Genomic DNA, 13005 nt, shown 5'->3' with positions numbered 1-13005 from the left:
TATCAATCAGACATGAAATTGCCGGTATTTACCTTCCGTTCCAATAAAAAACCGGCCCGCAGGCCGGCTTGTTCCCGCCAATCCTGTCCTAGGCAATCGAATCTTCCCGATCAAACACTGCCATGGACTCGACATGCGACGTATGCGGAAACATGTTGATGACGCCCGCATGACGCAATCTGTACCCGCCATTAACCAGTATCGCGGCATCGCGCGCCAGCGTCGACGGATTGCACGACACATAGACGATGCGACGCGGCAGCATGTCCGGATGCGATTCCCTTAATCCCGTCAATGCTTCACACACTGCCTGCGCACCATCGCGCGGCGGGTCGATCAGCATGCGATCGAACTTGCCTAATGTGATGAAATCTTCCGTTTTCGCTTCGAACAAATTACGACAATGAAATGACGTATGTTGATCGATACCGTTCGCCACGGCGTTTTCCAATGCGCGCGCCGTGAGCGTGTCGCTACCTTCAATACCGACAACCTCGCGCGCGAGCGTGGCGATCGGCAATGTGAAATTGCCGAGGCCGCAAAACAGATCTGCCACACGATCACCGGATTGCACGTCGAGCAAACGCAATGCGCGTGCGACAAGAACGCGATTGATTTGATGATTGACCTGCGTGAAATCCGTCGGCTTGAACGGCATGCGGATATTGAATTCCGGCAGTACGTAGTGCAAATCCGCATTGGCCGGGTCGAACGGGTAGACGCTGTCCGGTCCCGCCGGCTGCAACCACCATTGCACCTGATATTGCCCGGCGAACGCAGTCAATTTGTGTTCATCATCCAGCGTCAACGGTGTCATGATGCGCAACACCATTGCGGTAATCAGGCCTTGCCCCCCCTGCCCGATTGCCAGCTCGATCTGCGGAATTTCATTGATGACAGACAACGATGCGATCAATCCACGCAGCGGCATCAACATTGCCGACACATGCTGCGGCAGAATTTCGCAGCTTTTCATGTCGCTGACAAAGATCGATTTTCTCTCGTGAAAACCGACCAGTACACCGCCTTTTTTGGGGACGTTGCGCACCGAAATCCGCGCACGGTATCGATATCCCCATGTCGGACCATGCACCGGCCGCAACATGGTTTCCGGTTTTACCTTGCCGATGTGCTTCAGGTTGTCTTCGAGTATTCGCTGCTTCAGCGCGACCTGCGCACCGGCTTCCAGGTGCTGCATCGAACAACCGCCGCACACACCGAAATGCGGGCATTTCGGTTTTACCCGCAGGGAAGATTCCTTGTAAATCTCCGTCAGCTTGGCCGCTTCCCAGTTCGCCTTCTTGCGAAACGAGGAAAATCCGACACGCTCCGGCGGCAATGCGCCCTCGACGAACACGACCTTGCCCGGCGTGCCATCTTCATTGCGAAGATGACCGACGCCGCGCGCCTCCGTATCGAGGGATTCGATGTCAATGGTGGTTTGCTGCATAAGAACTGAATCGTTGATCCGGCCGATTGATTTTCAGGCCGGTTTGATTGGAAAAATTCGGAGAGCGGATGATAGCAAACTGCCTCGGCAGCGGCTGCGTTTATTCTGTGCTGCTGCATGACTGCAAAAAAGAGGTCAGAGCAGGGAATCTTTGCCGACGCCTGTGCGCGTCAGTGCACGTTTCAGCTTGATCAATGCTTCCTGTTGAATCTGGCGAACACGCTCGCGCGTGACTTTCATTTCCGACGCCAGTTCTTCCAGTGTGGCCGGATCGTCATTATCCAGACCGAAGCGACGCGTGATCACGAGTCGCTGCTTGTCCGGCAGTTTTTCCAGCCAGTCGCGTACCAGCACCGTCATTTCATGATGCTCTGCCTGCGTATCGGGATCATTTGCATGGTCGCCTTGCAGCAGATCAATCAGGCTGGCCTGCGGATCACCGTCCAGCGGAGCGTCCAGCGACGTTGCATGTTCCGACAAGGCCAGGATGTCCTGGACTTCCTCGACGCTGCGATCGACCAAATGTGCAATGTCTTCCGCTGTCGCATCCTTGCCGTCGTGATGCTGCGCCTCGAGATGGAACTTTGCACGCAGTGTCTGGTTCAGTTCACGCACCACATGAACCGGCAGGCGTACCGTGCGCGCCTGATTCATGATGGCGCGCTCGATGCTTTGTCGTATCCACCACGTCGCATAGGTAGAAAAACGAAAGCCACGTTCAGGCTCGAACTTGTCGATGGCACGCATCAGCCCGATATTCCCTTCCTCGATCAGATCGAGCAGGATCACACCGCGATTGATGTAATGCTTCGCAATCGACACGACCAGTCGCAGATTGTGCTCGATCATCTTCTGACGGCCGGCAAAATTACCCTGCTTGGCCAGCGTGGCGTAATGCACCTCTTGCTCGACCGTCAGCAACGGACGTGAGCCGATCTGGTTCAGATAATGCTGGGTAGCGTCGGTCGACAACTCGGTCGACAGCACCTTCTTGATTTCATCGATACCGGCCACGGCGACCGGCACTTCCGCTTCCTGTTTTTCTTCTTCCGCGGAGTGTAGTTCTTCGTCGTCTTCCTCGTCCGGCTTGTCGGCATCGTCTGCCGATCGAAACGTCAAGTCCGGCGACAATGCATCTGCATTCTCTTCGTCGTCGGCCTGAGCGTCACGATGTCGTGTCATTAGCGAGAAGGCAGGAATTTGGATGGGTCGACAGGTTTGCCCTGCTGGCGAATTTCAAAATGCAGCTTCACGGCGTCCGCATCGGAATCGCCCATTTCAGCGATCTTCTGTCCTTTGGCAACGGTCTGCCCCTCTTTCACGCTGATCGTTTTGTTGTGTGCATACGCCGACAGCAATGTGCTGGTATGTTTGACGATCACCAGATTGCCGTAACCACGAATGCCGCTGCCTGCGTACATGACTTTGCCCGAACCGGCCGCCAGAACCGGCTGCCCGGATTTACCTGCGATATCGATACCCTTTTTGCTGTCATCGAACGTAGCGACAACCTTGCCGTCCGCCGGCCACATCCACGACACAGAATCCTCGTCGATCGCAGCAGCGGCTTCTGCCGGCTTCTCGCCCGCGCCTTCAGGTTTTTGCATTTCCGCCATCGTCGCATCGGAATACGGACGCTTGTCACCCCGAGGGCCGTTCTTGTTGCTGCCGGCCACAGGAGGCGGCGCAGACAATGCACGCGTTTCAACGCCAGAAACTGTCGCCACTGCAGCAGTCTGCGCATTGCCGCTGCGCGCAGCAGGCAAATCAGGCGGCGCTACGCGCAGTACCTGATTCACCTTGATGTCGTTCGGGTTCGACAGATTGTTCCAGGTAACCAGTTCGCTGTAACTCTGGCCGAAATCCAGCGCGATGCGATACAAGGTATCGCCCTTCCTGACCGTATAGAAAGTGCGGTCTTCAGCAACCCTTGCCGGGGCATCCTTGCCACCAATCGTACGTTCGGTGACAGGCGCCGTATGGCGGGGAGTGCTGCAGGCCGCTAAGCCGCCTGCCAGCAACAGCAGGAATATCAGTCGTGGTTTTTTCATTTTGATGCGTTCAATGTTCTTTGCTTGCGCACGCTGTCTAGGCAATCGTTCCCGGACGCAACGGCACAAAATGGCAATCTTCCAGCGTCGAGCTCTTCCAATCGAATTTGCCGACGCGCTCTATCAGTTGCAGTACCTGCCGACGATCGCCGACGGGGGCGACCAGACGTCCGCCTATCGCCATCTGTTCCAGCAGCGCCTGAGGCACTTCCAGTCCGGCCGCGGCCAGAATAATCCCGTCAAATGGGGCTGCCTGCGGCAGACCAAGCATACCATCTCCGTAATGCAAGCGGATGTTTGCCACACGCATCGGGCGCAGGTTGGATTTCGCCAGTTCGTGCAATCCCTTGATGCGTTCGATCGAATAGACTTCCTTCGCGACCAACGCCAGGACGGCCGCCTGATAACCGCAACCGGTGCCGATTTCCAGTACACGGTTGAGCACCCCACCGTTACCGTTATCGCGCATTACCTCGATCATCCGCGCCACGATGTACGGTTGGGAAATCGTCTGGTGATAACCGATCGGCAGCGATGCATCGATATAAGCCTGGCTGGCCAGCGCCGGCTCCATGAACAGATGGCGTGGCACCGCCTCCATTGCCGCCAATACTTTCGCATCCTTGACGCCCTGCTTCGCTACCCGGGCAGTCATTGCCTTGCGCACGGCATCCGACACCAGCGATGACGAACGACCGGGCTGAGCCGGAACGAGCGGACGGACAGCTTCTTGTGGCCGACCCGGCGCTGTCGGGCGCTTTACATGCTGTGATGCATTTTGTGTCGCAGTTTGCGGGGTAGCGATCCTTGCCGGCGAGAGATTGCGATGCAGTTCGCTTCTGAGACCGGAACGCGGCGGCTTTTCCGATAATGAAGACAGCGACAGCGGAAAACGTTTGCCCTTGTCCTTGTCGGTCATGCCAGTGCCTTTTTCAATGCAGCGAGTTGTGCGTTGTGCGTCAGATCGATCTGCAGCGGCGTGATCGAGACATGCCCGAGTGCCGTCGCGTGAAAATCGGTGCCCTCACCGGCATCCTTTTGTCCGCCGCACGGCCCGATCCAGTAAATTTCTCGTCCTTGCGGATCCTGAGCGCGGATGACCGCTTCCGATTTGTGACGCTTGCCGAGCCGCGTGGCGACCGGCGGTTTCAACTGCGCGTAGGGCAGGTTCGGAATGTTGACGTTCAACAGAAAATGATCCGGGAAAGAATCAAGCCGCCGCTCCACGATCTCGCGTGCCACGCGCGCTGCCGAAGCCAGCTCGGGCCAGCCTTTTTCCACCTGCGAAAACGCAATTGACGGCAGGCCAAACAAAAACCCTTCCGTCGCGGCCGCAACAGTTCCGGAATACAAGGTGTCTTCTCCCATATTCTGGCCTTGGTTAATGCCGGAAACAACGAGGTCGGGAGGTTCGGACATGATGCCGGTCAGCGCAATGTGTACGCAATCGGACGGCGTGCCGTTGATGAAGTAAAAGCCATTGGACGCCTGGAACACGGACAATGGACGATCGAGCGTCAGCGAGTTGGAACTGCCCGAACGATTGCTGTCAGGGGCGACAACAGTGATATCCGCGATCGGTGCCAGCGCATCGGCCAGCGCAATCAATCCGGGCGCCAGATAACCATCGTCGTTACTGATAAGAATTCTCATGCGCAAATTCTACCCGATGCGCTGCACTTTCCGAAGCGCCTGACATCCCTTTTCGTTGGGCATTTTTATCCGGAAAACAGGCGATCGCGTTGACTAAGCCGCATTTTCGTCAATCACTTCCTGTTCGATCGCGGCAAAGAATTCACGTACAACCGACAACTCGCGCGTGCGCTTGAATGGCGGCAAGCTTTGCCAGATGCGCTTGCCATACGGCTTGGAAATCAGCCGGGGATCGCAAATCATCAATACACCACGATCGCTTTCATCGCGAATCAGGCGTCCCGCGCCCTGTTTCAGATTGATGATCGCTGCCGGCAATTGGTGATGCATGAAACCGTTCATGCCCTTCTTTTCCAGCGCCTCGATGCGCGCCGCCAGCACCGGATCGTCGGGCGGCGAAAACGGCAGCTTGTCGATGATCACGACCGATAACGCATCGCCGCGCACGTCCACGCCTTCCCAAAAGCTTTGGCTACCGATCAATACCGCATTGCCGGCCGCACGAAAACGGTCGAGCAATTCGGTGCGTCCCGCTTCGCCCTGCACCATCAACGGAAAAGGCAAATTACGTTTTGCGAATTCGTCGCGCAAACGTTCAGCCGCGCGGTTGACTGCGCGTATCGTCGTGCACAATAGAAAAGCGCCGCCGCCTGCCGCTTCGATCACAGGCAATGCCGCATCGATAACCGCATCCGTGTATTCAAGTGCGTTCGGTTGCGGCAGATTTTCCGGCACGTAAAGCAAACCCTGATTGCCGTAATCGAACGGGCTCGGCCACGATTGCGCCGGTTCGTCCCACAAGCCCATTTGCGCGCTGTAATGGTTGAAATCGTTCTTCACCGCCAGCGTCGCCGACGTAAATATCCAGGAGCGCGCCGTTCCTTCGCGTTGCTTGTTGAAGATCGGTGCAATCGATAACGGCGTGCGATGCAGTTGCAATGACGAGGAAAACGCCTCGACCCACAGCACGCTTTCCTGTCCGATGATGACGTCTCCGACCGGCTTGTTCCATGCTTCCAGCCGCATCGCGATTTCCAGCGCCCGCACGCGGCACTGTTCGATCGTTTCGGCGCGTTCAGCCTGCTTTTGAAGGACGGCGATCATGCCGTCGAGTTGATCCTTCAGCGTTTCCAGCGCCGGAAAGAACGGGCTGGATGATGCGATCTGATTGACCGCCAGCCGGATAGAGTCCTGCGGAAACGTCAGTCGCAGATCCCGCGCCGCGCGTTCGACGGTCGTCACCGTGGCAGGCCAGTCGGCGCCATCGCGTGCATGCGACAAACCTTCGGCCAGCACATCGCGGCACAATTCCAGTATCTGCGAAGTGGAAATCGTGTCGCCGAAAAACAGCGTCGCCGTTTCCGGCAATTGATGCGCCTCATCGAAGATAACGGTATTGGCCGACGGCAGCAGCTCGGCCACGCCGGTATCCTTCAACGCGACATCGGCAAAAAACAGGTGATGGTTGACGACGACGACATCGGCCTGTTGCGCCTCCTTGCGCGCCTTCATCACAAAACAATCCTGGTAATACTGGCATTCCGCGCCCATGCAGGTATCACGCGTGGATGTCACCAGATTCCATACCGGCGCCGTCTCCGGCACCTTCGATAATTCGGCCTTGTCGCCGCTACTTGTGGTTTTGACGAAGCGGGAAATTTCGCGCAGGTAGCCAACATCTTCGCGCGAAGTCATCCGGCCGTTCTGCAGCGTGCGCTCAAGATGAAAGTGACACACGTAATTGGCGCGCCCTTTCAACAGCGCAACCGACACCGGCGCACTCAAGGCACGACGCACGGTCGGAATATCGCGCAGATACAGTTGATCCTGCAGGTTCTTGGTGCCGGTCGAGATGATAACCTTGCCACCCCATAATAACGACGGCACAAGATAGGCAAAGGTCTTGCCGGTACCGGTGCCGGCTTCTGCGATCAGCGTTTGCTGATTTGCGATGGCGTTCGCGATCGCTTTCGCCATTTCGGTCTGCGACTGGCGCGGACGAAAACCGCCGACCGCCTGCCCCAGCGGACTGCCGATGCCGAACAGTGCATCGATCTCGGCATCGTGTACGACGGGAACAGGTACAGCAGAAGTTTCGGCAGTCAAGGTACGGTCTTGGTAAGGCGTTTAAAAACGGAGGGGCATGCCGGCGGATAAGCCGAAAGCAGCGGAAACGCTGCCGGAATCTATGCAGGAATGTCAGGAATCAACTGCATTTTCAGCAGCGTGATGTTGTCCTTCAGCTGCAATTTGCGCTTCTTCAGCCGGCGCAATTGTAACTCTTCATGGCGGCCATCACGGATCAGCGTTTCGATCGCCGCATCCAGATCGCGATGCTCCACCTCGAGCTCGACGATGCGGTGCTGGATATCCTGCGAAGAACTCTTTGTCATAGTGGCATTCCCGGCATGGCAGACGATTTTCAGGTCAGGCGAACAGCTTCATTTGAAACGTAGCAAATTGTCTACAAAAAGCCACTTATTAAACCGATTCCACATAAAAACGAACGGCATTGCACGCGGCAAGCGGCAAATTCGTTATCTTTATGTCACAACTGAAAAACTCGAATACGGATCAGTTGCAAAAAATTCTTACAATTTAAAAAATGCCGGATTCGATTACACCTGCATGACGCATGCAATAATCCGGCGCACACAAACCAGAGACGCTAGTTTAATCCACGCAGACGTATGAGCCAATACAGGATAGAAGCAGGAACCGGCCAGCATATCGGAGACCGCCAGGAACAGCAGGACAGAACCGCTCTTTTTGCCGCGCCGAAAGCGCCCGGCTACATGCTCGCCGTCATGGCCGACGGCATGGGCGGGTTATCCGGCGGTGCTCTCGCAGCGGAACAGGTGATACGTTCGGCGCAACAGGTTTTCGAACGTTTTTCGCCGCTGACCGACGATCCCGAAACCGTCCTGCACACGATCGCGCGCGAAGCCGATACGGTCATCAAGCTGTCCGCCATGTCGTCTGACAAGAAACCCCACAGCACGGTTGTGCTGCTGATGCTCACACCACAAAACACCGCAATTTGGGCACACGCCGGCGATTCGCGCCTGTATTGCTTCGACGGCCCGAACTGCGTTCGGCGCACGGAAGACCATACTTATCTCGCCCAGCTGAAGGCAGAAAACAAACTGGACGACGCAAAAGCCAGGGACCCGCTGCTGGCCAATCTCCTTGTCAACGTCGTCGGCAGCACCACCAACGATCTGGCGCTCAGCGTCGGCCGACGCGACGGCTTGAAGATCGGCGATTCATTCCTCCTTTGTACAGACGGCTTATGGCAATACTTCAGCGATGCCGAACTTGGTGCCGCGATTGCAATGAATTCCGTCCGCCAGGCCAGCGAAATGCTGATTGCCAAAGCCCGCGCCCGCGCCATTCCCGGCAAGGCCGATAACTGCACACTGGCCATCGTCAAACTGGTCAAGCAGGCCGCCGAACCCAAGGATTACACCGCCAAGAAAATGCGCCGGGCAGTCTGACGCCGGCAAGTCCGCCGGAAACGAATTCCGGCCAGGCGTATTTCGACAAAAATTTAACCATTCGGCGTGTTTTCAGGAAACTCTTTTCACGCCCTTCCGGTCTGATGTGCAGGGAACGCACGCAGCGGCGTGGCATATTCCGTCCGTATCGACTACATTGAAAAAATACGGCGACACGTCCGCATCCGATGGTTATCAAAAAGTCCACGCATTGAAAAAAACTCTCGGTCAGAGGTTCAACTTCGACAGCTTGCGTATTCGCTTGCTTGTCCTCGTTTTGCTCGCCATCGTGCCGCCCGTCATCCTGACTGTCTATGGCGCATGGAAAGAAAGACAACAAGCGATCCGGATTGCCGAAGACAACCTGCAGCAAATGACGCAACTCGCTGCCACCAGCGAGGCACGCATGATCGAAGGGGCGCGTCAGTTGTTGAGCGTCCTGTCGACCTTGCCTGAATTGCAAGGTAATGCAAAAACCTGCAACCAGTTTCTTGCCAACGTACTGCAACGCAATCAGGGCTATACCAATTTCGGTCTGATTCAATTGAACGGCGACGTCAGTTGCAGCGCCATTCCGTTACAAAACAAGATCAATCTCGGGAGCCGTACCTACTTCAAGCAAACCGTCGAGCAACGCACCTTTACCGCAGGTGACTATGTGTTTGGCCGTACCAGCCGCAAGCACACCATCAACCTCACTTACCCGGTACTCGATAACAAGGGCAATGTGCGTTCGGTCATTTTTGCCGCGCTCGACCTCAGCTACCTCGACCGTTTCGTCAGCGATATCGCATTGCCAAGCGGTGCGGTGCTGATTACGGCCGATAGTCGCGGCACCATCATCGCGCGTCGGCCCGACCCGGAAAAATGGATAGGTACACGCACTCCGCCATCGTTGTTCGACGTCATGATCAAGGTTGGCTTCGGCACATCCGAGCTGACGGACAGTGACGGGATCAGACGCCTGCATGCGTTTGCTCCCGTCGGCACCAGCGACGTCTCCAATTTCAAGGTCAGCATCGGCATTCCAATGGATGACATCGTCGCGCCCGCAAATCATTTGCAGATGATGGAGCTCACCACGCTTGCGGTCATCGCGCTGCTGGCGCTGGTAGCGGCATGGTTCGTTGGCGATGTCATCATCCTCCGGCGCGTCAAGGCGCTGGTCCGCACCGCCGATCAGGTTGGTGCGGGCAATCTGCATGCTCGCACAGGCATCCGTTACGGCAAGGAAGAAATCAGCCAGCTTGCACGCGCCTTCGACGGCATGGTGGCGTCGCTACGGCAACATGAGGCGGAACGTGAAGAATCCAAGGCTATTCTTTTCACCGAAAAAGAACGCGCACAGGTCACACTGGAATCCATTGCCGATGCCGTCATTACCACTGACAAACTCGGCAACATCGAATACATGAATCCGGTCGCTGAAGAGCTGACCGGCTGGAGTAAGGCCGAGGCGGAAGGCCTGCCGTCGGCACGCGTCTTCAAGATCGTCAACGGATTCACCCGCGAACCGGTTGCCAATCCGGTCGAGATGGTGCTTGAACAGCAAAGTAATGTCGAGCTGAGCAAGGACACCGTCCTGCTGAGTCGCAACGGCACCGAATATGCGGTCGAGGATTCCGCCGCACCAATCCGCAATCGTGAAGGCGAGATCATCGGCGTCGTTCTCGTATTCCACGACGTCAGCGACTCACGCCAGCTCGCGATCCAGTTGTCGCATCAGGCAGCGCACGATCCGCTGACCGGCTTGTTCAATCGCCGTGAGTTCGAGCGCCGGCTGGAACTCGCTATCGATACGCTGGCGCGTCAGTCACGCCAACACGCCCTGCTCTATCTGGATCTGGATCAGTTCAAGATCGTCAACGATACCTGCGGCCACAGTGCAGGCGATGAACTGCTGCGTCAGATCACGGCACTGCTGCAACCGCTGGTGCGCGACAGCGATACATTGGCACGACTGGGCGGCGATGAATTTGGTGCGTTCCTTGAAAACTGTTCGCCGGAATCGGCCGTACGTATCGCGGAAAAACTGCGTCAGACCATTTGCGATTTCCACTTCGTCTGGCAGGACAAGATCTTCCCGATCGGCGTCAGCATCGGACTCGTCAATTTCAGCAACAACGCGCTGTCGCTGCCCGACCTGCTCAGTGCTGCCGATACGGCCTGCTATATCGCCAAGGATACCGGTCGTAATCGTGTGCACATTTATCGAACGGAAGATCACCAGCTTGCGACACGCGAAGGTGAAGTTAAATGGAATGAGCGCATCCAGAAGGCGTTCGAGAACGACGCCTTCCGCCTGCAATCGCAGAAGATCGTCAACCTGCGTCCGAACCGGAAGAATCATTTGTTCGATGAACTATGCCTGTATCTGGCCGACGATAATGGCAAGCTGATTCCAACCAGCGCCTTCATGCCGGCGGCTGAGCGTTATCATTTCATGCCGACCATCGATCGCTGGATCATTCGCACCGCATTTGCCCAGCATGCGGCGACCCTGGATGCGATGGATACCAGCGGTGAAATCGGTCAGCATCTGCTGATGCTGAAAATTTCCGGCAACTCGCTGGATGATGAGCACTTCCTCGAATTCGTCCATGAACAGTTTGCCGAATTCGGCGTGCCTTACAACGCAATCTGTTTCTCGATCGCCGAAACCACCGCGATCACGAATCTGACGCGCGCGTTGCGCTTCATCGAGGCATTGAAACCACGCGGTTGTTCGTTCGCATTGGGAGATTTTGGCAGCGGCATGTCGTCATTTGCCTATCTCAAGCATTTGCATGTCGATTACCTGAAAATCGATGGCGGCTACATCAAGGGAATGGCGCATGACCCGGTCGATTACGCCAAGGTCGAGGCGATCCAGCGTATCAGCAGCGTGATGGGCATCGATACGATTGCGCAGAATGTCGACGATGCAAACACTCTGGCCAGATTGCAAAAAGTCGGTGTCGGCTATGCCCAGGGAAGTTTTGTCGGTAAAGCCGTTTCCTTCTATCCGCCTGCCGAAAGCAGTGCAACCGTCTGATTTCCCAGGCAAGTAAAAAATCCTGCAAGAAACAGCGTGAGGCCGTTCCGTGCAGGATCGTATCTCTCGCGACCGCTGCAACATTCCTGCAGCGATGCGAATTCTCAGCGTTTTTTAACGGCTGTCACGCTTGGCGAACATGACGCCGAGCAGAATGCCGAGGCCTGCCGAAATCGTGACGGCACGCCAAGGTTTTTCGTGCACATACTCGTCCGTCGATGCAGCAACTTCCTTGGTTCTCGTCGCGGCAATGGTCGGGACTTCCTTCGCAGCTGCCACCGCCGTGTTCAGAAATTCGGCGCATTTCTTGCTCAGCTCGCCGGTCTTTTCGTAGGCATCCGCCTTGGCTTCGCTTGCCAGCGCCTTGGCATCTTTGGACAGATTTTTCAGATCGCTGTTGACGCTGTCCATTTTCGTTTCCACTTTTGATTCGATCATTTCCGTACTCCTCAAGTCAGGTTGGTTTTTTGTACGGCATACAGCCCATATCAGTGCATTGCAGCGGCACGAGCACGATCACGCATGCTTTTGATCAGATCGTGGTTCTGGAGCACGCCTTGATACTGACGCTCCACCACAGCTTTCACATCCACCGGCAACGGTTTTTCAAGCGCATTGCGATAACTCTTCACTGCGACGTCTTCACCGCGTTCGCATTCATTCAAAATGGCTTCGTCATCCTTGCCGACGATCGCGGATTTGATGTCAACCCAGCGACGATGCAAAGTGCCGCTCAGGCTCGAGCGTGTTTCCGGATTGCCGCCATAGGCGATCACCAGACCACTCAACTCCTGTGCCGAAGCGGCACAACCTGCAGCCAGTGTCAAGAACGGCTGCTTGTACTGACCGTCACCAATGTCTTCTGCACAGGTCTTGAAACCTTCTTCACCATCTTTACAGGTTTCGATCAGATCGTTCAGCGTAGAAACCACGTCATTATTTTTCATGATCATTTCCTTTCAGGGATTCGCCTGTAACGTTTCAGCATCGCCATTCGGCAAGCTGACAAGAGCGTCAATCTGATGCTCAACGTTGTACCGGCGTATGTTTGAAGAACACCGACGCAATCCTTATGCGGCCGGCAAGTGAGATTCACTATGCGTGAAATATATCGACGACTCTGTTCGACATCCCACATACAGAACGAATGATTTGATGCTCTCAGGAATGTGATTTTATTGTTCGCAAGAGAGTGCGCGATGAGATGCGGCAATTGAATGCCATGACTCATGAAGAATCACGTAGTCAGAAAATGGAGTTTTTTTGCGATCGAGATTCACTGCCGCCGCCTCGGGTATCAAGGGTCCCCAGGCAACGATG

The 13005-nt window shown here is 55.9% G+C and carries 11 protein-coding genes; 2 read left to right on the top strand and 9 right to left on the bottom strand.

Going from position 1 to position 13005, the window contains the following annotated elements:
* Positions 1-88 precede the first annotated feature (88 nt).
* From rlmD to VN114_RS04600, 7 genes are all read right to left on the bottom strand, one after another.
* Positions 89-1450 (bottom strand): 23S rRNA (uracil(1939)-C(5))-methyltransferase RlmD, encoded by a 1362-nt coding sequence (rlmD, locus tag VN114_RS04630; protein ID WP_325512469.1) that lies wholly within the window; start codon positions 1448-1450, stop codon positions 89-91.
* 135 nt (positions 1451-1585) lie between these two features.
* Entirely contained in the window at positions 1586-2632 is a 1047-nt protein-coding gene (rpoS, locus tag VN114_RS04625; protein ID WP_325512467.1) for an RNA polymerase sigma factor RpoS, read from the bottom strand.
* Positions 2632-3501, bottom strand: coding sequence for a peptidoglycan DD-metalloendopeptidase family protein (locus VN114_RS04620; RefSeq protein ID WP_325512465.1), 870 nt, complete (start codon positions 3499-3501; stop codon positions 2632-2634). The genes rpoS and VN114_RS04620 overlap by 1 nt, the downstream gene beginning before the upstream one ends.
* A gap of 37 nt (positions 3502-3538) precedes the next feature.
* Positions 3539-4420 (bottom strand): protein-L-isoaspartate(D-aspartate) O-methyltransferase, encoded by an 882-nt coding sequence (locus VN114_RS04615; RefSeq protein ID WP_325512463.1) that lies wholly within the window; start codon positions 4418-4420, stop codon positions 3539-3541.
* A complete protein-coding gene (gene surE, locus VN114_RS04610) occupies positions 4417-5154 on the bottom strand; it encodes a 5'/3'-nucleotidase SurE (RefSeq protein WP_325512461.1) in 738 nt (245 codons plus the stop codon). The genes VN114_RS04615 and surE overlap by 4 nt, the downstream gene beginning before the upstream one ends.
* A 93-nt stretch (positions 5155-5247) precedes the next feature.
* Entirely contained in the window at positions 5248-7260 is a 2013-nt protein-coding gene (locus VN114_RS04605; protein ID WP_325512459.1) for an ATP-dependent DNA helicase, read from the bottom strand.
* Between the two features lie 80 nt (positions 7261-7340).
* Positions 7341-7547 (bottom strand): YdcH family protein, encoded by a 207-nt coding sequence (locus tag VN114_RS04600; RefSeq protein ID WP_325512457.1) that lies wholly within the window; start codon positions 7545-7547, stop codon positions 7341-7343.
* A 297-nt stretch (positions 7548-7844) separates the two neighbouring features.
* Between VN114_RS04600 and VN114_RS04595 the strand changes: the two genes are divergently transcribed.
* Both VN114_RS04595 and VN114_RS04590 read left to right on the top strand, forming a co-directional pair.
* Entirely contained in the window at positions 7845-8651 is an 807-nt protein-coding gene (locus VN114_RS04595) for a PP2C family serine/threonine-protein phosphatase (RefSeq protein ID WP_325512455.1), read from the top strand.
* A 211-nt stretch (positions 8652-8862) separates the two neighbouring features.
* Positions 8863-11685, top strand: coding sequence for an EAL domain-containing protein (locus VN114_RS04590; RefSeq protein ID WP_325512453.1), 2823 nt, complete (start codon positions 8863-8865; stop codon positions 11683-11685).
* A gap of 114 nt (positions 11686-11799) precedes the next feature.
* Here the strand turns inward: VN114_RS04590 and VN114_RS04585 are convergent, their stop codons facing one another.
* Together VN114_RS04585 and VN114_RS04580 are read right to left on the bottom strand one after the other, a co-directional pair.
* A complete protein-coding gene (locus tag VN114_RS04585) occupies positions 11800-12123 on the bottom strand; it encodes a DUF883 family protein (protein ID WP_325512452.1) in 324 nt (107 codons plus the stop codon).
* A gap of 50 nt (positions 12124-12173) precedes the next feature.
* The gene (locus VN114_RS04580) at positions 12174-12632 is read right to left on the bottom strand and encodes a PA2169 family four-helix-bundle protein (protein ID WP_325512450.1); all 459 of its coding nucleotides are present in this window, start codon (positions 12630-12632) and stop codon (positions 12174-12176) included.
* Positions 12633-13005: the final 373 nt, after the last annotated feature.

This window comes from Oxalicibacterium sp., from assembly GCF_035565035.1.
Taxonomy (GTDB): Bacteria; Pseudomonadota; Gammaproteobacteria; order Burkholderiales; family Burkholderiaceae_D; genus Oxalicibacterium.
The sequence above is the reverse complement of the archived record's forward strand: the minus strand, read 5'-3'. Positions and strand labels throughout refer to the sequence as shown.

Bases quoted from the DNA above. Each gene is read 5' to 3' on its own strand.
- rlmD (WP_325512469.1), bottom strand. From the start codon at position 1,450: ATGCAGCAAACCACCATTGACATCGAATCCCTCGATACGGAGGCGCGC.
- rpoS (WP_325512467.1), bottom strand. From the start codon at position 2,632: ATGACACGACATCGTGACGCTCAGGCCGACGACGAAGAGAATGCAGAT.
- VN114_RS04620 (WP_325512465.1), bottom strand. From the start codon at position 3,501: ATGAAAAAACCACGACTGATATTCCTGCTGTTGCTGGCAGGCGGCTTA.
- VN114_RS04615 (WP_325512463.1), bottom strand. From the start codon at position 4,420: ATGACCGACAAGGACAAGGGCAAACGTTTTCCGCTGTCGCTGTCTTCA.
- surE (WP_325512461.1), bottom strand. From the start codon at position 5,154: ATGAGAATTCTTATCAGTAACGACGATGGTTATCTGGCGCCCGGATTG.
- VN114_RS04600 (WP_325512457.1), bottom strand. From the start codon at position 7,547: ATGACAAAGAGTTCTTCGCAGGATATCCAGCACCGCATCGTCGAGCTC.
- VN114_RS04595 (WP_325512455.1), top strand. From the start codon at position 7,845: ATGAGCCAATACAGGATAGAAGCAGGAACCGGCCAGCATATCGGAGAC.
- VN114_RS04585 (WP_325512452.1), bottom strand. From the start codon at position 12,123: ATGATCGAATCAAAAGTGGAAACGAAAATGGACAGCGTCAACAGCGAT.
- VN114_RS04580 (WP_325512450.1), bottom strand. From the start codon at position 12,632: ATGAAAAATAATGACGTGGTTTCTACGCTGAACGATCTGATCGAAACC.